Annotated in this window: 18 protein-coding genes; 4 read left to right on the top strand and 14 right to left on the bottom strand. The window is 69.4% G+C overall.

What is annotated here, in order from left to right:
* Positions 1–70 precede the first annotated feature (70 nt).
* Positions 71–1,153, bottom strand: coding sequence for a GNAT family N-acetyltransferase (locus KME77_RS18710; protein ID WP_219469279.1), 1,083 nt, complete (start codon positions 1,151–1,153; stop codon positions 71–73).
* Positions 1,154–1,312: 159 nt separating this feature from the next.
* Here KME77_RS18710 and KME77_RS18705 point away from each other — a divergent pair, with 159 nt between their 5' ends.
* From KME77_RS18705 to KME77_RS18695, 3 genes are all read left to right on the top strand, one after another.
* The gene (locus KME77_RS18705; RefSeq protein WP_219469276.1) at positions 1,313–2,344 is read left to right on the top strand and encodes a phosphotransferase family protein; all 1,032 of its coding nucleotides are present in this window, start codon (positions 1,313–1,315) and stop codon (positions 2,342–2,344) included.
* 236 nt (positions 2,345–2,580) lie between these two features.
* Positions 2,581–3,330, top strand: a complete 750-nt coding sequence (locus tag KME77_RS18700) for an SDR family oxidoreductase (protein ID WP_219469275.1) — start codon at positions 2,581–2,583, stop codon at positions 3,328–3,330.
* Between the two features lie 152 nt (positions 3,331–3,482).
* On the top strand, positions 3,483–4,811 hold the full coding sequence (locus tag KME77_RS18695) for a glycoside hydrolase family protein (protein ID WP_308250763.1): 1,329 nt from the start codon (positions 3,483–3,485) through the stop codon (positions 4,809–4,811).
* Between the two features lie 114 nt (positions 4,812–4,925).
* On the opposite strand, the gene KME77_RS18690 is transcribed toward KME77_RS18695, so the two are convergent.
* Positions 4,926–5,318, bottom strand: a complete 393-nt coding sequence (locus tag KME77_RS18690) for an NUDIX hydrolase (protein ID WP_219469270.1) — start codon at positions 5,316–5,318, stop codon at positions 4,926–4,928.
* A 445-nt stretch (positions 5,319–5,763) separates the two neighbouring features.
* On the opposite strand from KME77_RS18690, the gene KME77_RS18685 reads away from it, so the two are divergent.
* Complete coding sequence (locus tag KME77_RS18685; protein WP_246610128.1) at positions 5,764–7,611, top strand: ABC transporter ATP-binding protein; 1,848 nt, start codon at positions 5,764–5,766, stop codon at positions 7,609–7,611.
* A gap of 197 nt (positions 7,612–7,808) precedes the next feature.
* On the opposite strand, the gene KME77_RS18680 is transcribed toward KME77_RS18685, so the two are convergent.
* The 12 genes from KME77_RS18680 to KME77_RS18625 form a co-directional block, all read right to left on the bottom strand.
* Complete coding sequence (locus KME77_RS18680) at positions 7,809–8,147, bottom strand: hypothetical protein (RefSeq protein WP_372451194.1); 339 nt, start codon at positions 8,145–8,147, stop codon at positions 7,809–7,811.
* 124 nt (positions 8,148–8,271) lie between these two features.
* A complete protein-coding gene (locus KME77_RS18675) occupies positions 8,272–8,697 on the bottom strand; it encodes a nucleoside deaminase (RefSeq protein ID WP_219469261.1) in 426 nt (141 codons plus the stop codon).
* Complete coding sequence (locus KME77_RS18670; RefSeq protein ID WP_219469257.1) at positions 8,694–9,902, bottom strand: DUF418 domain-containing protein; 1,209 nt, start codon at positions 9,900–9,902, stop codon at positions 8,694–8,696. Before KME77_RS18670 ends, KME77_RS18675 begins: the two co-directional genes overlap by 4 nt.
* 42 nt (positions 9,903–9,944) lie before the next feature.
* Complete coding sequence (locus KME77_RS18665) at positions 9,945–12,770, bottom strand: hypothetical protein (RefSeq protein ID WP_219469254.1); 2,826 nt, start codon at positions 12,768–12,770, stop codon at positions 9,945–9,947.
* Positions 12,771–12,778: 8 nt separating this feature from the next.
* On the bottom strand, positions 12,779–14,095 hold the full coding sequence (locus KME77_RS18660) for a lipopolysaccharide biosynthesis protein (RefSeq protein WP_219469251.1): 1,317 nt from the start codon (positions 14,093–14,095) through the stop codon (positions 12,779–12,781).
* Complete coding sequence (locus KME77_RS18655) at positions 14,088–14,891, bottom strand: polysaccharide deacetylase family protein (protein WP_219469248.1); 804 nt, start codon at positions 14,889–14,891, stop codon at positions 14,088–14,090. The genes KME77_RS18660 and KME77_RS18655 overlap by 8 nt, the downstream gene beginning before the upstream one ends.
* Positions 14,888–15,829 carry a glycosyltransferase family 2 protein gene (locus tag KME77_RS18650; protein WP_219469247.1) on the bottom strand — a complete coding sequence of 314 codons (942 nt, stop codon included), beginning with the start codon at positions 15,827–15,829 and terminating at the stop codon, positions 14,888–14,890. The genes KME77_RS18655 and KME77_RS18650 overlap by 4 nt, the downstream gene beginning before the upstream one ends.
* A 12-nt stretch (positions 15,830–15,841) precedes the next feature.
* Entirely contained in the window at positions 15,842–16,768 is a 927-nt protein-coding gene (locus KME77_RS18645) for a glycosyltransferase family 2 protein (RefSeq protein ID WP_246610126.1), read from the bottom strand.
* A gap of 68 nt (positions 16,769–16,836) precedes the next feature.
* Positions 16,837–17,967, bottom strand: coding sequence for a GNAT family N-acetyltransferase (locus KME77_RS18640; protein ID WP_219469244.1), 1,131 nt, complete (start codon positions 17,965–17,967; stop codon positions 16,837–16,839).
* Positions 17,964–18,332 carry a hypothetical protein gene (locus KME77_RS18635; RefSeq protein WP_219469242.1) on the bottom strand — a complete coding sequence of 123 codons (369 nt, stop codon included), beginning with the start codon at positions 18,330–18,332 and terminating at the stop codon, positions 17,964–17,966. Before KME77_RS18635 ends, KME77_RS18640 begins: the two co-directional genes overlap by 4 nt.
* A gap of 330 nt (positions 18,333–18,662) precedes the next feature.
* A complete protein-coding gene (locus tag KME77_RS18630; RefSeq protein WP_219469238.1) occupies positions 18,663–20,162 on the bottom strand; it encodes an RNA polymerase sigma factor in 1,500 nt (499 codons plus the stop codon).
* Between the two features lie 143 nt (positions 20,163–20,305).
* On the bottom strand, positions 20,306–21,660 hold a 1,355-nt coding region (locus tag KME77_RS18625), incomplete at its 5' end, for a substrate-binding domain-containing protein (protein ID WP_219469236.1).

Here is a 21,660-nt window from a genome sequence, read left to right as displayed (position 1 = left end):
CTGGATGGATCGCGGCCGGCCGGATTCCGGCTCGACGGATCACGGCTGGCCGGACCACAGGCTCGACGGACTACGACTGGACGGAGGTGCGGAACCGGCCGAACGTCCGCAGCGCCCGGTCGGCCGTCCTGTGCAGCAGCGGGTTGGCCAGGACGGTGGCGCGCGTCTTGCGCGCCGGCACCCGCATCAGCCAGTGCACCGCCGAGGCGGGGCCCGCGGTGGCGACGCGGCCCTCGGCGACCTCCAGGTCGCCGTTCTTCAGCTTGTCCTTGTACTCCTTCTGGCCCCGCCCCATGTCGATCACCTGGATGCCCGCCTCCGCGGCCCGCTCGGCCATGGCGAGGTGGTGGATGAGGCCGGGGGAGTACTTGCCGTACTGGGGGTCGTACGCCGGGAACCACCCGGCCAGCGTCGTACGCGTACGGATCCCGAAATGTCCTGCCATGGGGAGGTCGTCCACGTAGATCATGTCCAGCACCCCGGCGAAGCTGTCGCCCCGGGTGGCGTGCAGCCGCTCGACCAGCTCGACGATCCACTGCTGGGAGAACCGGTCGGTCCGCCCCGTGCGCCGGTACTGGTCGGTCTTCCAGCCGAGCAGCGTGCGCAGCGGCGCCTCGTCGGCGGTGGCGTACTCGTGCCGGATCGCTCCAATGTCACGTTGCAACTTGCGCGCCTTGGCGAGGGTGCTCTTGTACGTCTTGCCGGAGTGCTGGCGAAGGTAGTCGGTGTAGTGGTCGTGGCCCTCGCGCAGGTCGATGATCGGCGACGGGTAGCGCTCGTGCCGCTCGGCGGCCAGCGGCTGGCTGGAGACCAGGTGGTCGAACTCGTACACCGCCAGCCCGCACTGCCTGAGCAGCCAGCGCGGGTCGAGCTCCAGGTCCTTGGCGTGCACCAGGCCCTGCGCGTCGGTCAGCCCGGCGGCGACCGGCTTGCCGATGCCCATCGGGTGACGCTCGAAGGGGAAAAAGCCCACGATGTCGGATCCGTCGTACAGGATCGCTACGCGCACCATGTCACGAAGCTCACCGACCGTGACCGTGAACTCGGGAGAGAGAAAGGGGTTGTCGAAGGACGCATGCCCCTCCTGAAGGGCCCGCCATCGGCTCAGCTCCGATGCTCCCAGCTCGCGTGGGTGGGCAAGTGTGACGCGCATGAGCTCCTACTGTCGGGTGCGAACGCCGCTCAGCCAGCATGAAGGTAGCCGAGTAATAACAGGGTAAGTGGACTTGTCCGATGGACGTCTGCGCAGGTCCGGAACGTTACGCAACTCCCAGCTAGCCTTCAGGACCGAGTGGCGTTCTAATGTGTGTTCATGACCGTTCCTGGGATTGACTGGCCGCGGCTGACCACCTGGATGGGGGCGAACGTCCCCGAGGCGGGCGAGCCCCGGTCCGTCTCCCTGATCTCCGGCGGCAGGTCGAACCTGACGTACGCCATCGAGACCGGTTCACGCCGCGTGGTCCTGCGCCGGCCGCCGCTCGGCCACGTCCTGCCGACCGCGCACGACATGCGCCGCGAGTGGCGGGTGATCTCCGCGCTCGCCCCGACGCCGGTCCCGGTGCCCGAGCCGATCGCGTTCTGCGCCGACGAGGAGGTCATCGGGGCGCCGTTCTACCTGATGGGGTACGTGGACGGCCTCGCGGTCAGGACCCGTGAGCAGCTCGGCGACCCGCCGGCCGCCGAGACCAGGAAGCTGTCCGAGCGGCTGGCCGAGATCCTCGCCGCCATCCACGCCGTCGACTACGAGCGGGTCGGGCTGGGCGACTTCGGCCGGCCCGAGGGCTACATGGCCAGGCAGCTGAAGCGGTGGTGCCAGCAGTGGGAGCGGTCGAAGACCGCCGACCTGCCCGCTTACGACAGCCTGGTCGAGCGGCTGGGCGCACGGGTGCCGTCCCGCTCGGCCAGCACGCTTGTGCACGGCGACTACCGGCTCGACAACACGCTCGTACGCCTCACGCCCGGCCCGCCCGAGATCCTGGCCGTGGTCGACTGGGAGATGTCCACGCTCGGCGACCCGCTGGCCGACCTCGGGCTCACGCTGACCTACTGGCAGGACTCCGGGGACGAGGAGCGGGCCGGCATACCGGTGGCGGGGGACGTGACGGTGGCGCCCGGGTTCCTGAACGCCGCCGAGTTCGCCGCGCACTACACGAAGGTGTCCGGGCGCGACATCTCCGACCTGCCGTTCTACGTCGCGTTCGGCAACTTCAAACTCGCGGTCATCGTGGAGGGTATCCACGCCCGGTTCCGGCAGGGTAAGACCGTGGGGGAGGGGTTCGAGAACATCGGCGCCGCCGTGCCGACGTTGATCGCCCGCGCCCACCGCCTGCTCGACCAGCCCTGACCGCCGTCCTCCAGCCGACATCCCCACCGCCGTCCCCTGTCCCGCTTCTCACCCGCCGGCCCGCGTCCCGCTGTGGACGGGCCGCGCGGGCAATCCCTGATCAGCTCTCTTCCGAACCCCCACGGGAGATCTCGGCGTCCGAACGGAGCCCCGGCCCGCAGGTGAGCGGAGACTGCCCCTCGCCGGGCGGGACACGCCGGTCGCGGAGATCTCACAGGAAACTCTTAGGAGCGCAGATGAGCACTGTGGCACTGATCACCGGAGCGGCCAGTGGCATCGGGGCCGCGGTGGCGCGGCGGCTGTCGGCGGGCGGCGCCAGGTGCGTCCTGGTCGACCTCGACGCGGAGGGCGCGGAACGCCTGGCCAAGGAGGTCGGCGGCGTGTGGCTGGCGGGCGACGTCAGCACCGAGGACGCCTCACGCGAGGCCGTGGCGCTCGCCGAGGAGAGGTACGGCCGGCTCGACCTGGTGCACCTCAACGCCGGGATCACCGGCGGCGTCGACCTCTCGGCCTTCGACCTGGCCCAGTACCGCAGGGCCGTCGGCGTGAACGTGGACGGCGTGGTCTTCGGCGTCGCCGCCTGCCTGCCGCTGCTCCGGCGCTCGGGCGGGGGCGCGATCGTGGTCACCTCGTCGCTGGCCGGGCTCGTCGGCTTCGACGGCGACCCGATCTACACGATGACCAAGCACGCCGTGGTCGGTCTGGTCAGGGCGCTGGCCGAGCCGCTGGCCAAGGAGCGGATCAGGATCGGCGCGGTCTGCCCCGGGTTCACGGACACGCCTCTGGTGGCGGGGGCGCGGGAGATGTTCGTCAACGCGGGGTTCCCGCTGCTGAGCGCCGCCGACGTGGCCGCGGCGGTCGAATCCGCCTTCTATGCGGACGCACCTGGCACTCTGCTCATCGTGCAACCCGGACGCCAGCCGGTACCGTACCGTTATGCCGGAGTCCCAGGTCCGGCCGGTGGGCAACGGCCGCCGTCGGCCTGACTGCTTCTGCCACGCAAGTCCCCTGCAAGCTCTGGCATATACCTTTATGTCGGTTGCTTGGATGAATGTTCAACCGTTCGGTGGAGGGCACCGTGATACCCAGTGATGGTCGACACGCCCGACGGCGGCCGCCGTGGCCGCTCGCCCTTGGCGTGGGCATCCTCGCGGTGGTGCTCGTCGCGGGCATCATGGTGTACAGCAACATGCGGTCCGGGCCGCGCGACTCGTACACGGGCGGCGAGGTCGCCCAGGTGCAGCCCAGCGAGCCGCCGCCCTCGCTGTCGCCGCCGCCCTCCCTGGAGGAGTGGCCGCGCTGGGGTGTCACGCACACCCAGTACAGCGCCGACAACGCGCCGCCGGAGATCACCGAGCAGGCCAAGGGCCTGCTCGGCCGGGTCCCCATGCTGCAGAACCAGCACATCATGGGCTGGGGCGTGAACAACCCCGAGCCGAGCCCCGGGCAGTACAACCTGCGTGACCTCAACCGGCGCATGAAGTTCATGTCCTCGTCGCGGGCCATCCCGATCATCACGCTCTGCTGCGCGCCGGACTGGATGAAGGGCGGCCAGGCCGGCCGTACGGACTGGACCAAGAACCCCACGGTCGCCCCGAACCGCGAGCACTTCGACGACTTCGCCAAACTCGCTGCGAAGATCGCCAAGCAGTACCCGACGGTCAAGTACTACATGGTGTGGAACGAGTTCAAGGGCTTCTGGGACCCGTCCACGAACCGCTGGGACGCCGAGGGCTACACCGAGATGTACAACAAGGTGTACGACGCCCTGAAGAAGGTGAACGAGGACATCCAGGTGGGCGGCCCGTACGTCCCCGTGGAGAGCACCGCCCGCCGGACGGCCTCGGAGCTGAGCGGCCCCTACGGGACGATCGACCAGCGCGCCCTCGACGCCATCGAGTACTGGATCGAGCACAAGAAGGGCGCCGACTTCATCGTCGTGGACGGCGCCTCCATGACCAACGAGAAGGACAACGTGCCGGACGACTTCGCGGCCCAGGCGAAGCTCAGCGCGTTGACGGCATGGCTGCGCAAGAAGAGCAACGACATGCCGGTCTGGTGGGCCGAGTGGTACAACGAGCCCACCAACTCCGGCTGGAGCGAGGCCAAGCGCACCGCCGTCCAGGCGGCGTCGCTCATGGAGTTCGCCAAGAGCGGCGTGACCACCGCCCTCTACTGGAACCCGCAGCAGAAGGACGGGCAGGAGTGCAAGGGCTGCCTCTGGTCACCCCATGACGGCAGGGAACTGCCCATGGCGGGGCTGCTGAGCGGCTTCACGAAGTGGTTCCCCGCCGGGGTCCAACTGGAGCACGTCACCAGCTCGGACAAGCAGGTGCTGGTGATCGGGCAGGAGCGTCAGCTCGTCATGGTGAACACGGCCGACAAGGACGTCACGGCCACCGTGGACGGCAAGCAGGTGACGCTCAAGCCGTACGAGATCCGCTGGGCGGGACGCGGCGGAGCGTAAAGGGCCGCGCTTTTCCAGGGTGCTTTTCTCCGCCGGATCCAGTTCGTGAGTTGACCGGCGGAGTAAGGGCCCTGTCATGGTCTCTCGGGCGATTCGCTTTTCGTGATGGGCGCGTCAGTGGAGGCGGCCCGCCTCGTGCAGATGGTCGAAGATGATTTTGTCGACCGGCGCCACCCGCTCCCGGTCGGCGTACGTCAGCCAGATCACCTCCTCGATCTCGCTGCTCGCCGTCGGCGTGCCCCGATGCTCGGCGGTGTAGCACGTCATCCGCACCACCACCCCCGGCGCGTGCCCCTCGGCCTGCGCCTCGAACGTCCCCAGGTGCGCGGCCGTCGCCCCGTCGATGACCACCGCCAGCTCCTCGTCGATCTCCCTGACGAGCGTGTCGAGGTCGCTCTCGCCGGGCTCGCGCTTGCCGCCGGGCAGGTAGTACACGCTCTTGCCGCGTGAGCGGGTGCTGAGGATCCTGCCCTCGTCCAGGTGGATCCAGGCGATCTTGTCGATCATCGTTCGCTCCCGGCGTGGCAGACGCGGTCAGGGGCCGTCCCGATGACCATACTGTGTGAGAGCGGATGGCCGGGCGCTGAGGGAACGTTTGCTGCCGCCGGTCATTTCATTACCGGCAATGACTTGCGGTGCGCGAGCTGACATCGAGCGGAATTTTCCTTACTGATATTCATCCTGCGCCCGCTTGGGTTTGCGCGTGCCGCGGCGCGCCTCAGGTATGCCGAAGGGGATGAGCGCTTTGTGGCCGGTTTACGGACGCCCGCCCGCAGCGCCTTTCTCGCATTAACCAGTCAAAATACCATCAAATGCCCCGACATCTAGTGATTCGTACCTTTTTGGGTGCTAGCGTCCTATTTCGTAAGTGAAGGGACGCGAGTGCACAGGGAGGAATCATGACTCTCGGCCAGCTGTATCCGGCCCACCACAGCGACCGCTGGGGATGGGGATGCCGTCGGCGTCGCCGTCGGCGTCGCTGCGGTTGCCACCGTTGCTGCAGGCGGTGGAGGTGGTAGAAGATCCACCTGAGAGCCGTCGGGTCGACCAGCGGCTCTCGTTCTCCGCGCAGTCCCTGGCGCCCGCCGTGTCCGTCCGGAAGACCTTCCGGGCCTTCTGGCCGGACACGCGCGGCGTCAGGTGGCTCTTCGTGGCCGGGGTCGTGTGCGCGATCCTGGCCGCGCTGTGCGAGGTCGCCGCGATCGGCCTGTTCGGCTACATCACCGACCGGGTCCTGGCGACGCGCGACCTTGGGGCCTTCTGGGGTCCGGCCGCCGCGTGGCTCGGGCTGGCCGCGCTGGCCGGGCTGGTGACCTTCACCGGCTCGTACGCGACCGCCGCCGGCGCCGAACGGTGCCTGCTGAAGCTCCGCGACCGCGTCTTCGGCCACGTGCAGACGCTGGCGCCCGACTTCTTCGAGAGCCGCCGGCTGGGCGACCTGATGGCCCGTCTCACCGACGACATAGAGGCCATCGAGGAACTGGTCGGCTCGGGCCTGGTCAAGCTGTTCACCACGGCCGCGAGCATCGTCTTCTTCGCCGGCGCCGCGTTCGTCGTCCGATGGGACCTGGCGCTCGTCACGTTCGCGCTGATCCCGGCCTTCCTCCTGGTCTCCAAGCTGTTCGCGGCCAGGTTCAGGAAAGCCGCCGCCCGCGAGCGCACCAGCAACGGCACCATGAACAGCGTCATCGAGGAGAGCCTGTCCAACCAGGCGCTCGTGCAGGCCTACAACCAGCAGCGGGCCGAGGCGCGGCGGCTGCACCGCGAGGGCCGCACCTGGCTGCGCGCCAACATGTCCCAGGCCTGGCTGTCCGGCCTGTACGGCCCGGCCGTCCAGGTCCTGGAGACCGTCTGCCTGATCGTCGTCCTCGGCTTCGGCGCCTGGGAGATCGCCGCCGGCCGCCTCACCCTGGGCGGGCTGCTGGCCTTCGCCGCCTACCTCGCCTACCTGTACCCCGCCGTGCAGAACCTGGGGGAGCTGGCCCTCACGGTCTCGGAGGCCGCCGCCGGCTCCGACCGGGTCCTGGAGGTCCTGTCCGAGCAGCCGGGGGTGAGCGACCGCGACTCCGCCGTGCCGGTCGAGGGGCGTACCCGGGGCCGGATCGAGTTCCGCGAGGTGGGGTTCACCTACCCGCGGCGGATCCGCCCGACGCTGCGCGACCTCTCCTTCGTGATCGAGCCCGGCGAGCTGGTCGTCTGCACCGGCCCCAGCGGCGCGGGCAAGTCCACCCTCGCCAAGCTCCTGCTCCGCTTCTACGACCCGGGCGCGGGCCGCGTCCTGCTGGACGGCGTCGACCTTCGCGACCTGACCAGGGAGTCCCTGCGCGCGAACGTCACCCTCCTGCACCAGGAGAGCCTGCTGTTCTCCGGCACGGTCCGCGACAACATCACCTACGGCTGCCCCGGCGCCGACGACGCCGCCGTCGTCCGGGCGGCCGAACTGGCGGACGTCCACCACTTCGTCCAGACACTTCCCCAGAAGTACGACACTCCTGTCGGAGAGCGGGGACGGCTCATGTCCGGCGGCCAGCGCCAGCGCCTCGCCATCGCCCGCGCGATCCTGAGGGACGCCCCGGTCCTGGTCCTCGACGAGCCGATGACCGGCCTCGACCCGGCCACCGCCGAGCGCGTGATGGAGCCCCTGCGCCGCCTGATGGAGGGCCGCACGACGCTGCTCATCACCCACGACCTGCGCCACGTCCCGCAGGACGCCCGCCGGATCGACCTGGAGCCGGTACGCCGCTCCGACCGCATCCGGATCAAGCCCAGACGGCAGGACATGGGCGCGCACCGGGGCTGAGACGCCGAACGCGGCGGGCATCCCGGGGGACGCCCGCCGCGTGTCGCGACCTGGTCTTGATGGACCGGGCGGCCCGTGACGCCGCGCGGGGACTCGTCCTGCGGGGACCGCGGCGTCGCCGGCGGCTCCGTGGGGAACTGGGCTGGTCAGGACGTCGCTCCAGAACGGGGACAGCTCCGTGTGCGGGGCCACGGCCTTCAGGCGGCGCTTGTAGGCGTCCAGCTCGGCGAAGCTCCTGACGTTCCACTTCCAGTCGGAGCACCAGATGGCCGGATAGGCGAGTTCACCCCGTCCGCGGAAGCGGAAGCGGAGGTGCTAGGGGCCTTCTTCCGGGCCTCCTGGCCGGTCCCGGCGGCCAGCGCCTTCAGGCGCTCGGCCAGCGGGAAGAAGCCCGCCGACGGCTTGTACATCGGGAACAGCTTCGCGTACTGCTGGCCGACCTGCGTGCCGTACGAGATGGCGAAGAAGCTTATCTGCTTCTCGCCGAGGGCGGCACGGATGGAGTCGACGTCACGCGCCACGTCGGTGGTGCCCACGTGGTCGAATGGCCGGGTCCAAGAACGACAAGAGTCATCGCCGATCATCCTGGTGGATGACGGGGAGGTTTACCGCGATATGTGGACAGGACCATGACTGCCCGTGATGTAAGGCCGTGGGCGGTCAGGCGTAGTACCCCTCGACCGGTGCCCGCGCCTCGTCGTACAGCGCCGGCCCCTCCACCAGCGCGCCGGTGATCACCGCGGACGGCTTGAGCCCGCCGAGCTGCGCGGTGGACAGCGCGAACACCACCCGTCCCAGCCCGGACCGCTCGATGGCGCCGCCGCACATGCCGCAGGGCTCGCAGCTCGTGTACATCGTGGTGGCCGCGGCGACCTGCGGGGCCAGCTCGCGGCCCGCCCAGCGGGCCAGCTTCAGCTCCGGGTGCGCGGTGATGTCGGCCTCGGTGACCGTGGTGTTGTGGTCCTCGGCCAGCACGTCGCCGGACGGTCCCACCAGCAGCGAGCCGAACGGCGGGTTGCCGCTCGCCCGCGCCTTGGCGGCCAGCTCGATGGCCATGCGCAGAAACCGCTCGTCATCCTGGGTCATGCCAGCTCCAATCGCCTGTGCCGGGCAGGCCGCTTCCAGTACGTCACGGCTCGCAGCAGCCACTCCACCGGCCCGTACCGGTGCGAGCGCAGCCACCAGCGGCTGAAGAATACCTGGGCGGCGAAGACGGCCACCGCGATCAGCACCTCCAGCGGCGGGCTGACCCGGTCCACCAGCGCCAGGCCGTACCCGGTGAAGATCACCGCGCAGAGCAGCGACTGCGCCAGATAGTTGGACAGCGCCATCCGTCCCGGGGCCGCCAGCGCCCGGCCGATCCGCGGCGCGTACGGCAGCAGCCGCAGGAACGTCGCGGCGTAGGCGGCGGCCAGCAACGGGGCGGTGACCAGGTCCACGGCCTCGCCGAAGAACTTGTTCACGCCGCCGTTCCAGGCCGACATCGTGTAGACGGCGGCGCCCGACAGCCCGAGGGTGAAGCCCGCCCACTGGATCCGGCGCAGCGTGGCCGTGTGCGCGGACGGGTCGCGCAGCACGCCGAGCTTGCCGACCGCCAGCCCGACCAGGCAGGCGGCCAGCACGGCCGGGCCCTGGAAGAGCACCCGCAGCACGAGGATGAGGGAGAGCTTGTGCAGGTGCTCGTCGATGATCTGCAGGCCGGAGCCGCGCAGCGCCACGTCGGAGCGCACCGCCTCGGCGGCCCCGTGCGAGATCGTCCCGGCGGCGTCCATGCCCATCGCCGCCATCAGGGCCAGCAGCGCGAACCCCAGCGCCAGCAGCGACGTCACCGCGACCGCCAGGATGACCGCGGTCCGCGGCGAGATGCCGCGCAGCGCCAGCAGCGCCAGGCCGACCACCGCGTACGTGGTCAGGATGTCACCGGGGAACAGCAGCACCGCGTGGGCCAGGCCGAGCAGCAGCAGCCCCGCCAGGCGGCGCAGGAACATCGGCCGGAACGCCCTGCCCCGCCGCGCCGCCGCGCCGACCTGCAGCGTGAAGCTGTAGCCGAACAGGAACGAGAAGAGCAGGTAGAACTTGTTCTCCGCGACCAGTGTCACGGTCCAGCGCACCGCCCAGTCGAGCGGCGAGTCGAAGGCGGGCTCGGCCAGCCCGGCCATCCGGTAGCCGGAGGCCAGGAAGGCGATGTTCACCACGAGAATGCCCAGCAGGGATAAACCGCGCAGCGCGTCCACCGACGCGATGCGCGAAACTGTCCCCTGAACAGGCGCTTTGGCGGGTTGTGTCCTCATCGAGGGACATCATCCCGCAAAACCTGTGAGTTACCTGTGAATTTAGTTAATCGATGCGATATAGATGAACCGCTCCACGATCACGGCCACCGCCACGAGGAATGACGGGATGGCCACCCACAGCAGCCGTCTGCGCGCCTTGACCGCCCGGTTGGGCCCGTTGAGCCTGATCACCTCGTAGCCGAACATGGTCGCCCAGGTCAGGCCCAGTGCCGCGAGCCCGACGGGCGTCCACGGCGACGTCGGGTCGCCCCGGGTCCCCTTGTACGGCTGCGGAGGCGGCACCTCGGTGCCCTTGACGAACTTCTTCCAGGTGTAGAGCGCCGCGTCGCCGTTGGAGAAGACCTTCTTCACGTCCGGGGAGGCGTCCAGCGCGGCCCGGAAACGGGCCCCCCAGTCGGCCGCGAAACCCTCGTTGAGCTGCAGATACGCGACCTGACCGGTGGTCACGGCGAGATAGGAGTTGCGCGAGCTGGCCTTGAGCGCCGCCACCGCCCGGTCGATCCGCGCCGGGTCCTTGAACACCAGCGCCTGGCCGTTGAAGTTGACCAGCTCGACGTCCTTCTCGCCCCACGGCAGTGTCGGGGTGACCTCGGGGCCCTCCTTGGCCGTCAGGTACAGGACCCTCGCGCTCGGCTTGTCGTGGTCGTAGACGTAGTGCATCGCCGACAGCTCGCCCGGCGTCACCCGCTCGAACTTCTCGTTGCCGTAGCGGGCCACCAGGAACGCCCCGGCGAACGCCACCGCGCACACGGCCGCCAGCACCACCGACAGCTTCCTGGTGAACTCGGGGTTGAAGCGCACGTTCCGCTTGCGCACGGGCACCGTCTCGTCGCGCACGTCCGCGCTGTCGGCCGGCAGGTTCGGGAAGAACGCGTACGCGGCCAGCAGGCAGGCGCCCGGCAGCGCGAACATGTAGATCCGCAGCCCGATCTCGCCGCCGTAGCTCTGCAGCCCGAGCGCCAGCACCGGCACGCAGAGCAGGATCAGCGCCGCCCGGTCGGCCACCCCGCGCCGCAGCCGCCGCAGCAGGCCGGTCGCCGCCAGCGCCAGGATCACCACCAGGATGCCGAGCCGCGCCTGAAGGACCATCGTGTGCGCCGGGTCGCTGCCCGCGATGCGGTCGCCGGTGTTGCGCTGCAGGTTCGTCAGGATCCGGCCCAGGCCGCCGAAGATCGCGTCGATCTGGCCCGCCCAGAAGCCCACGGTCTCGTAGCTGATCCAGGCCAGCACGCCCAGGCCCAGGAAGAACGGCAGCACCCACGTCAGCTTGGTCCGCTTGAGGATGAGCAGCGCCGTCAGCACGCCGAGCATCATGAACGGGGTGATCTGGTGCGAGGCCGTCGCCGCGAAGAACAACGCCAGCAGCAGCATCAGCATCAGCAGCCGGTCGGCCCTGAACGTCCCGGTATTAGCGATCTCGCCCGGCATCATCGCGTCCAGGCGGCCCAGCAGCTTGCGCAGCCCCTTCGGCGCGATCGGCTTGGTCCGCGGCTCCACCCGGCCGAACCAGCGCAGCAGGATCGCCACGTACGCCAGATAGAGGGCGAACGTGAAGCCCTGCGGCGAGAAGTAGTCCTGCCCGATCCACTGCGCCAGCACGAACAGCAGCGCCGCGAACCACCGCGCCCGCGTCGTCGCCGCCACCTGGCGCAGGATGAGCACGAACGGCAGCAGGTACAGCAGGTTCGTCAGCAGCGGCGTCCACTGCAGGATCGTGGTCATGTCGGTGATGCCCGCGGCCTTCGTCACGAACGCGAACAGCGCGAAGTAGCCGGGCCAGCCCATGCGGGCGTCGATGTTGATCGCCGTCTCACCGGTCCTGCCGATGAAGTCGACGAAGCCGGCGTGCACGTACGCGGTGGGGAAGCGCGGCTCGACCGCGTACAGCGCGCCCGCGCCGTGCAGCGCGAACGTGATGGCGGCGATCTGGAACAGCAGCAGGAACTTGCGGTCGGTGCTCTGGGCCACGGTGACGAAGAACGACACCAGCATGATCAGGATCGCCGCGAACGCGCTCACCGGGAGGGCGGCGATCAGGCCCAGGCCGTTGATGTCGGCCGGGTCCACGCCGCGCAACGGGCCCGGGGGGACCTTCAGCGCGAGGATGTACATGAGCAGGCCCTCGACCGTGAGCAGCACGGGGAGCCAGGTGGGGGAGTTGCGCGCGATCTGCCCGATCCGCGCCCCGAGCCCGGCCTTGGGCGGCGCGGCGGCGGGGGGCGTCTTGGCGGGCGCCGGCGTGACAGGCTTCGGCTCGGTGGGTCTCGGCGCAGTGGGCTTCGGTGCGGAGGGCGCTGGTGCGACGGGTGTGCTGGAGACGGCCGGAGCGGGCGCCGGAGCCGGCTCGGGCGGCGCCTCCACGGCCGACTTGGCGACCGGCTTGGCGACCGGGCGTGGAATGGCGATCGTCCTGGAGTCGCCGGACTCCTCCACCTTCCCCGGCTCCTCCGCCTTCTCCGCCTTTTTCGTCTCCTTCGCCGCGTCCCGCTTCGTTTCCTTTACGGGGGAGGCGTCGTCCCTGGTCGGCGGCGTGCCGATGTGCAGCGTGGCGGGAAGGGAGGGAAGACGCAGCGCCGGCAACGTGCCGGTGTCCGCCTCCTCGTCCTCGTCCTCGCCCTCTTCGTCCGCGTCCTCTTCGACCTCCTCGACGACCTCCTCGGCAGCGGAGTCGTCAGGGCTGTCGTCGGCGCTCTCCTGCGGGGGATCCGGCTCCTTGGCGGGCTCGTCCGGCAGGACCAGCCGCGGGATGATTCCCGTGGCGTCCGGATCGAACGGCACGTCCGTCTCCTCCTCCGTGCTTCCCTTGGACTCGGAGGAGCCTGTGATCCCCGCCGCTGTCATGCCATCGCCGTCCCGTTGCCTCACGTTGACCATCATGCGGCCCCGGACGACCCCTGAGTGACAGCACGCTGCCTGATTCCGTCACCCGTGAGTATTTTGCGTAGAGATCTGAAGATCAAAAGTGCCATCAATGACTCGCTGAGCAACATAGCCCACCCGACCGCGTTCACCCCGGCGCTCGGGAACAGCTCCAGCATCGCCCCGATCACCATCACCGCGAGCCCGATCTGCACGATCGCCAGCTTGCGCGCCTCGCTGCGCGCCCGCAGCGAGCTGAGGTAGACCTCGATCAGCACCCGTGGCAGCACGGCCAGGGCCATGAGCCGCAGCAGGGTCGTCCCCTCCTCGGCGAACCCGGACCCGAAGATCGCCAGGATGAGCGGCGCGCCCGCGATCGCCGTCGCGATGATCGGCACGGTGATCATGTACGCCCGCCGCAGCGCCCGGCGGCAGTGCTCGGCCAGCCGTGCCTGGTCGAAGGAGCCCTCGACGGTCAGCGAGACGGCCATGTTCATGGCCAGCAGCTCGATCATGCTGGCCAGCGTGTGCGCCACCGAGAAGCGCCCGAACGTGGCCTCGCCCACATGGGTGGCCACGAGGACGGGCACGAGGTAGACGATCGCCAGGATCGACAGCGTGCCGGGGAAGTCCCCGGCCAGGAACCTGCCGATCTCACGCAGCCGCGGCGGCCGCTGGACGGTCTCGGTCTTCTTCATGTGCCGGGGCACGACGACGCCGAAGATCAGCCAGTTGACCGGGATCAGCGCGGCGGCCGTCGGCACCATCCACGAGGTGAAGATGCCGCCGTTGGGCAGCGCCCCGGCCAGGGCGATCAGCAGCCCCATCTTGACCAGGCCGAAGACGAAGTTGTTGAGCGGCACCCAGGTGGCCGCGCGCAGCCCGGTCAGCACCACGTCCTGGAGCGTGAACACCGCCCAGACCAGCACCGACACCAGGAAGAACAGGCCGGGCCCGAACCCGCCGAGCACCGAGTACGTCTGCCCCCACACCGGCAGGGTCAGCAGGAACCCCAGCGCCGCGACGCCGCCGGTCACCGCCGCCAGGCCGTACCCGCGCAGGATGAGCTCGGGGATGCGGCGGCCGGCCAGCGGCAGGAAGCGCGCCAGCGCCCCCACCAGGCCCAGCGCGGTCAGCGACGCGAACAGCCGCATCGCGGTGATCACCGCCTGGCCGCGGCCGAACTCCTCGGGCGTGTAGTAGTGGGCGGCCAGCAGCCAGTAGCCCATGCCGAGCGTGGCCGTGATCGCGGTGTTGGCCATCAGCGCGTAGCCGTTGCGGAACAACGGGTTCCGCAGCTCGCGCCGCAGCCTGCTCCAGAGCTCAGACATTTCCGCGCACCCGGCGCAGGCCGTACCGTGTCCGCCTGACCACGGCGTACCCCTTGGTGAGGACACGCTCGCGCAGGTAGATCAGGGGTACGGCGTTGCCTTCGACGGCGCGCTTGAACATGTTGATGGAAACGTGCCGGGCGACGGTCAGCCGGGGGATGGCCAGCATGTCGTGGCGGTCGGCGGCGATGGCGTTGTTCACCGCGCAGGCGGCGAAGTAGCCGGCCTTGCGCACCTCACGGCGCACCCGGGCGCTGGAGTAACCGTAGGGGTAGGCCATGGTGGCGACCGGCGCGCCGATCCGCTCCTCCAGCAGGCCCTTGTTCCTGCGCAGCTCCTGGCGCAGCTCGTCGTCGCCGAGCTGGTCGAGCTGCGGATGGCTGTGGCTGTGGCCGCCGATCTCGATGCCGGTCTGGGCGACCTCGCGGGCCTGTCCCCAGGTAAGCATGTCGTCCAGCGGCCGGCCCGCGGCGTCGTCGCCCGCGTCGGCCACCCAGCCGCTGGTCAGGAAGACCGTGGCGGGGAACCGGTAGCGGTCGAGCAGCGGCAGGGCGTGGGTGTGGAAGTCGGCGTAACCGTCGTCGAACGTGATCACGATCGGCTTGTCCGGCACGTGCCTGCCGTTGTTCTTGTTCACCGAGGCCACCAGGTCGCCCAGGGTGAGCGGGGTGAAGCCGCTCTCCGACAGGTAGGCGAGCTGTTCGGCCAGGTCGGACGGCCGCACCGAGTGCGGTTTGGTCTCCTCGTTCGGGGTGTCGCTGACCGAGTGGTACATCAGGATCGGCACGCGGATCATGACCGCGCCGCCTTCAGCCGCGCGGTGCCGACCACGTACCCCCAGGTCGTCCAGGCCAGGCCGACCACGATCGCGGCGGCCCGGCCGAGCCCGCCCACGTCGCCGCGGAGCGCCTCCCCGACGCCGCGCAGCGCGCCGAGCGGCAGCGCCTTCAGCGCGTGCGCCCGCTCGCTGGCCAGCCCGTCCTGGGTGCCGACCTCCTGCGTGACCAGGGCCTTCGACAGGCCCTCGGCGTAGCACCTGGACCGGAAGTAGGCGAACCGCTCACGCTGACGCGACACCTTGTGCCCGATCATCGCGCGCGGCTCGAACAGCATGACCGAGCCCGGCTTGCGCTGGCTCAGCCTGATGCAGAACTCCGTCTCCTCGCACCCCAGCGGGCGCGACTTGCGGCCCTGCACGCTGCGGCCGATGCCGCTGTGGAAGCCGCCCACCTCGGCGACGATCTCCCGTACGAAGGCGGCGTTGCCGCCCATGACGTTGCGGATCGGCGCCTGCACCGCGGGCATGCCGCGGTATGAGCAGCCGACCGTCCAGTCGAACTCGTACGGGAACCAGCGCGGTCTGCGCTGGGACGCCCAGAGCGGGTCGGTCCTGCCGCCCACGCCGACGACCCCCGGAGTCTGGAAGCCCTCCTCCAAAGCCTCCAGCCATCCGGGGTCGGCGACGGCGTCGTCGTCGAGAAACGCGACGATCTCACCGGTGGCCGTGGCCACGCCGGTGTTCTTGCCTCCGGACAGCCCCTGCTCGTGCGTGTTCTCCACCACGATGACCTGTGGATATTCACGCTTGAGCTTGAGGTGCAGGTCCGGGTTGTGGTCGACCACCAGGATCAGCTCGTGCGGCCGGCGCCGCTGGCTCTCGACCGACTCCACGGCTTGCCTGATGTCCTCCCACCGTTCCTCGGTGTAGACGCAGATGACAACAGACGTTTTCACAGGCGGACCTTCTTAGGCGACACCCCGGTCCGCGGCCGGAGCAGCGGCGGGTTGCGGGAGCGAGGGGACAGGCTGACGGCGCCATTCGCGAAGAATGGTCCGGAGCACTCTCAAACCGTCGCGCACCACGTGAAGGTTGCTCTCACCGTGGATGCGGTTGCGCTCATGGCTGGGCACCTCGTGCACCTTCAGTCCGTTCTTGGCCGCCCGGACGTTCAGGAGCGTCTCGACCTCGAAACCGTCGCAGTCGAGATCCAGCACGTCGAGATGACGGGCCCAGAAGGCGTTGTAGCCATAGCACAAGTCGGTGTACTGGGTGCCGTACATCAGGTTGACGATACCGGTGAGGACCTTGTTGCCGAGCCGGCGTCCGTAGGTCAGGTCGTCGCTGCCTCCACCAGCGGCGTACCGTGAGCCCTTGACGAAGTCGGCGCCGGTGACCAGCGCACCGACAAACGTGATGATCTCGTGACCATCGGTGGAGCCGTCGGCGTCGATCATCACGATGATGTCGCCGGTGGCCGCCTCGAAACCGGCCCTGAGGGCGTCGCCCTTGCCCCTGCCGGTCTGGGTGACCACTTTCAGGTTGGGCCGCAGACGCCTGGCCACCGCCACCGTGTCGTCGACGGAATTGCCGTCCACGAGGATGATCTCGTCGATCCACTGGGGCAGCGTGGCGAACACGTGCGGCAGGTTCTCCGCCTCGTTCATCGCCGGGACCACGACGCTCACCGTTGGGGATATGGCCAGGTGAGGCGTGACCGGCGTGAAGCGCTCAATAGGTGGCATCGACCGCAAGGGCGTGATCTGCACCTTGCCGTTGTGCTTGGTGATGTCGGGACTCATGTTGTCGGAAATTCCTTCCGAGACTCTCCCGTGCGGGCCGTCGCAGCCACTCCTGGGGTGCAGGAGGAATGGCGGTGCTGCGGAACGGTGCATTGAAGAGTCCACTGGGAGCGAGGGTTGCGCGGGGGGTCATACGGGGGTGATTCGGGGCCGGGAGCGGTTCAGCTTGCTCCCGTGGGTTCTTGCTTGACTACTGCGTTGGATGACTCCTGGTGCATCGAACTCCGCACCCGACCGAAGCCCTTCAGGACACGATCGGCTGCTCTATAGAGAGACGGCCGATCCATCACAATTGTTCGGGCTTTGTTGAAAGGAGTTCTGCCCATCCAGTGCACCGCTGCTGTGGCTGAGGGTCTTGACACGCGTCCCTCGGCCACATAGAGCACCCCACTCTTGAGCCAGTCCTTGTACTCCTTGCCGCCCTTGCCCATGTCCACCATGTGCAGACCGGCCGCCGCGGCGGCCTCGGCCATTTGCAGGTGGTGCACGATGCCGGGCGAGTAACGGGCGTACTCGGTGTCGTACGCCGGGAACCACCCGACGAGCGTGGTGGCCGTGCGCAGTCCGAAATGGCCCGCGACTGGCACGTCTCCCGCGTACAACATCGTCAGCACGCCCGAGAAGTCGGCGGACTGCTCGGCGAACATCAGATCGATCAGCTCGACGATCCAGGGCTGGGCGAACCGGTCGACCCGGCCCGTCCGCCTGTACTGGTCGGACTTCCATGCGAGCAGAGTGCGTAACACTTCGGGATCGGCCGAGGCCCATTCGAAGCGAAGCCCACCGTGCTCCCTGCCGAACTTGCGCTCCTTGTAGCGCACGGTCTTCAGGTTCTTGGGCGAGTTGGCCTTCACCTGCTCGATCCAGGTGTCGAAGCCCTGGGTGAAGTCCATGACGGGCGCCGGACGGACGTCGCTCTCGTACGCGGCGAACGTCGGCTGCCCGGCGACCAGGTGGTCGAAGTCGAAAACGCTGAGCTTACAGGCGCGCAGCAAGGCTTTCGCCTCAAGTGCCAGATCCGGTACGGCGATCAGTCCGTGGCACGTGGTGAGAAAGCCGCCGAGCGGCTTGCCGATGCTGAAGCTGTGGCGCTCATAGGGAAAGAAGCCGACGATCTCGCCGCCGTCCTGGACGACCGCCACCCTCACATAATCCCGCAGGCGGTCCATCGCCACGGCGAACTCGACGGAAAGGAAGGGGTTGTCCAGGCTCGGGTCGGCCTTCTGGAGCGCGCGCCATCGGGCCCGCTCGGATTCCCCGAGGTCCCTGGGGCGAACCACTGAGATGTTCACCTTGCCCTGGCCCCCTGTTCGGTCGGCATGTTCTTCCCCCGGTACAACACGCGAAGCACGTACATGAAACCACCGAGCACGGCGACGGTCGCGACGCCGGCCCGCGGCGACCAAGCATTGAACTGCAGCATTGCTTGTGCGAGAAGCACATTAAGCACGAGGCTGGCCGCGGCTCCTACTGATAGTGCGGCAAGAGGGTCACGATCACGCAACAGTCCGACGACTGCCGCGCCCGGCACCACCAGAAGGAACAGGGAGATCAGGAACGGGCGCAGCGGTGTCTGTATGTCGAACAACGCGATCACCGCCCCCGCGATGCAGGCGAGCGCGAGCAGCCACGTGAGCGCTCTGCGGTGCTTGAGCATCTACCTGTTCTCCCTGGGCCTTGCTGGTTGAGGGCGTGATCGATCGCGCTTCATGGGACCAATCCAGCCGTGGACACGTCAATGCCGACGCTTGGCGACGCGCTCCGGTTTACCGGCAAGCGAAGATTTCTTCGTGACTTCTGCCACACAGGGACATATGAGGCCCCGGCCACCGGCGCGGTTTCCAAGCAACCAGGATGCCCTACTTGTGACCCCGTCTTCGAGGGCAAGTCCGGTTTATCCCTTTTTATAACATAAGTCACAGGGGACACGCTGGCCTGGGCATACGACCGCAGACTGCCAGGGATTCTTCAGGAATGCCGGAAAATGTCAGGAGATGTCTAGGTTGTCGACCGACGTGCTCTGCGTCGGGTTGGTCGGCGTCTCCGTCGGATCCGGGGTGTTGGAGGGCTGATCGGGCGGCGGCTCGTCGGTCGGGAGCGTTCCAGCGTTCCACGAGAGCGAGCAGCTCGTCCCCCCGCCGCCGTTCGAGCTGAACGACACGGTGCCGCTGCCGCCGGTGTTCGGGTCGTCGACCGTCACCACCACCGAGATCGAGCCGCCCGCCCTGATCGAGCCGTTCGCGGGGAAGACCACCAGCCCCTGCGAGGCGGTGGCCTTCCAGGTCACGGTGGCGTTGCGGGCGCGCAGCCCGATCTTCGCCGCGCTGTCGATGCCGTTCGGGCAGGAGGTCGACAGCCGCGCGCCGCGTAAGGGCCGCCTGGTGGGCGTCGGGGCCGCGGCCGGCCGGGTGGTCGCCGCGGTGGCGACCGGGCGGGCGCTGGGCGCGCCGGTGGAGGGCGGCGTCCGGGTCGGCTCGGGCGTCGGCGTGAGCTCGTCCTCCAGCACCGGCTCAGGTGTGACCGACTCCTCGGGCTCCCGCGGGGAGGCCGAGACGGTCGGCACGGGAGCGACCCGCATCGCGGTCCTGGCCGGGTCCCCGGTGTTCATCACGACCACCGCGCCCGTCGCCGTGAGCACCGCCGCGCCCGCCAGCAGCACCGGAGCCAGCCTGCGCGGCTTGCGCCGGCGCGAGCGCCGCTCGACCGCCACGGGGAAGCCGAGCCGGTCGAAGCTCTCCCCCCGATCCATGATCAGCGTCCTGGTCTGGCCCCGCTCCGGGTTGCCGCAGGTGTCGGCCACCCGCAGCCGCAGGGAGATGGGCGGGAACGCCACCGGCACCAGGTCCAGCAGCCGCTCGGCGGAGACCTTCCGGTGCCGCCCCTCCGTGCACACCTCGCACCCCGAGATGTGCCCGGACAGCCGCCGCCGCAGCAGAGGGGTGAGCGGACCCTCCCAGGAGTCCAGCATCGCCGACAGGTCCGGGCAGTGCGCCCGCCCGCTGCGCGCCAGGACGACGGCCGCGGCCGCGTTCTCCAGATGGTCACGCGCCCGGCCGAGCCGCGCGGCGGCCTGCCGGGAGGTCAGCCCGAGCACGGAGGCGACCTCGGCGGGCGTCAGCCCGTGCCTGAGCGACAGCTCCAGGACCTCGCGCTCGTTGTCGCTCAGCTCCCCGAGCGCCTCGTGCACCAGGTCGGACAGCTCCAGATCGTCCGGCTCGTCGAACACGGGCAGGGGCACACTGTCGTCGGACGGCCGATGCGCGAGACGGGCCACCGCCTGGAACCTCGTCAGCGCGTACAGCCAGGCCCTCAGCCTCGCGGGCTCCCTGAGCCGCGAGACGCACCCGTGCGCGGTGACGAGGGCGTCATGGACGGAGTCGGCGGCGGCGTCCCGCTCGCCGAGCAGCGAGCACGCGTAGTCGTGCAACCGCTCGGCGTACGAGTCGTAGAGCCCTTCGACGGCACCCGTCCGAAGAGCCTCCACCACCTGCTGATCATCACCCCGGTCAACGGCTGGCCATCCGGGCACGTTCCCTCCCCGCGGGTCGACCTCACGGGATAGGACGCCGTTGTCATCGGACGGGGTTACTCAGATCCGCCGGTTCATGCCCAAAAGGCATCGGTCGGTGATCAGCCGTCGCAGCGCGGGGCGCACAGGCGGCGCTGCATGCCCTCCAGGAAGAAGTCCCTGACCTCCAGGATGTTCTTGGCGATGTACGCCTCGCCGCCGGTGGCCCCGGCCAGCGCGTCCATCTGCGCCTTGCCCTTGGGGGCGTCGGGGCCGAAGGCGATGAGCAGGATGCTGACCGGCCGCTTGGGGTTGTAGGTCTTCTTCAGGTAGCTCAGGATCTGCGCGTTCGTGACGCCGCCGTCCGGGTCGTCGTTGCCGGCGCCGTCCGTGAGGATCAGGATCGTGTTGATCTTGTCCTCCTGGTACGACTTCGTCATCTCGGCGTACGCGGCCTTGAGCGTGTCGTTGAGCCCGGTGTCGCCCGTGGCCTTGGCCTGGGTGACGGCGAGCTGGCGGCCGATCGCGTCCTTGCGCAGCACGCCGTTGACACTCTCGCTGAGCGGCCCGACCGGCACCACCGCGCGCCAGTCCTTGCCCTGGCCGTCCAGGTGGGTGGAGAACGCCCAGACCCCGATCTCGGCGTCCGCCGGGAACAGGCCGAGCCCCTCCGCGGCGATCTTGCCGATGGCCTGCATGCGGGTCATCTTCGTGCCCGGCACCGGCAGCGCCATCGTGCCCGAGATGTCGAGCAGGGCGAGCATGCGGGTGCCGAGGTTCAGCCTGGACCAGGTCTGCGCCATGCTGGCCACCGACTTCTCGTCGGGCGCGGGCAGAGCCTGGGGCGGCGCGGGGTTGAAGCCCTTGCCCTTGGACAGGACGTCGCCCGCCGTGCCGTCCGGCGTGCGGAAGCCCTGGTCGCGCAGCGCCCGCTTGGCCGACTCGGTGCCGAGCTCCTGCCGGAAGGCCGCCGCGGCCTTCTGCGCCGCCGCGTCCTTGGTGACGACGATGATCGGGTAGTCGAGGCTGAGCGTCCCCTCGGCCGGGTAGAGCGGCACCACCTGGGCGTCCGGCTTCTTCGTGTTGTGCTGGTAGACGGCCTGCTCGGAGGTGGCGCCGATCGGCACCTTGCTGCCGGACTTCACGGTGAGGCTGGCCAGCATCGCGTTCGGGTCGTCGACGAGGTGGCCGGACGACAGCTCCTTCAGGGCGCCGACCAGCGCCTTGCCCTGCCCGGCCCGCTGCGCCGAGCCCGCGGCGGCCAGGAGCGCCGCCATGCCCGCCGAGTTCTTCTCCGGGTTCAGGGCCAGGACGCGTACCTTCTTGCCGGGTCCGTCCGGGTTGGCGACGTTGGCCGCCGCGATGACGCCCGCCCAGCTCGGCTGCAGGCTGCTGGCCAGCTTGGCCGCCGACGCCTTCGCCGCCACAAGCACGACCGGCGAGGTGGCGGGCGGGCCCCGCGGCTCGGGCAGGGGGG

The organism is Nonomuraea rhizosphaerae (genome assembly GCF_019396405.1).
In the GTDB taxonomy this organism is placed as follows: Bacteria; Actinomycetota; Actinomycetes; order Streptosporangiales; family Streptosporangiaceae; genus Nonomuraea; species Nonomuraea rhizosphaerae.
This window is presented reverse-complemented; position numbering and strand designations above follow the sequence as displayed.

Coding starts and splice junctions, on each gene's coding strand:
- KME77_RS18700 (WP_219469275.1), top strand. CDS start 2,581: ATGAGCACTGTGGCACTGATCACCGGAGCGGCCAGTGGCATCGGGGCC.
- KME77_RS18635 (WP_219469242.1), bottom strand. CDS start 18,332: ATGCTCAAGCACCGCAGAGCGCTCACGTGGCTGCTCGCGCTCGCCTGC.
- KME77_RS18675 (WP_219469261.1), bottom strand. CDS start 8,697: ATGACCCAGGATGACGAGCGGTTTCTGCGCATGGCCATCGAGCTGGCC.
- KME77_RS18690 (WP_219469270.1), bottom strand. CDS start 5,318: ATGATCGACAAGATCGCCTGGATCCACCTGGACGAGGGCAGGATCCTC.
- KME77_RS18670 (WP_219469257.1), bottom strand. CDS start 9,902: ATGAGGACACAACCCGCCAAAGCGCCTGTTCAGGGGACAGTTTCGCGC.
- KME77_RS18685 (WP_246610128.1), top strand. CDS start 5,764: ATGCCGTCGGCGTCGCCGTCGGCGTCGCTGCGGTTGCCACCGTTGCTG.
- KME77_RS18645 (WP_246610126.1), bottom strand. CDS start 16,768: ATGCACCGTTCCGCAGCACCGCCATTCCTCCTGCACCCCAGGAGTGGC.
- KME77_RS18710 (WP_219469279.1), bottom strand. CDS start 1,153: ATGCGCGTCACACTTGCCCACCCACGCGAGCTGGGAGCATCGGAGCTG.
- KME77_RS18655 (WP_219469248.1), bottom strand. CDS start 14,891: ATGATCCGCGTGCCGATCCTGATGTACCACTCGGTCAGCGACACCCCG.
- KME77_RS18705 (WP_219469276.1), top strand. CDS start 1,313: ATGACCGTTCCTGGGATTGACTGGCCGCGGCTGACCACCTGGATGGGG.
- KME77_RS18660 (WP_219469251.1), bottom strand. CDS start 14,095: ATGTCTGAGCTCTGGAGCAGGCTGCGGCGCGAGCTGCGGAACCCGTTG.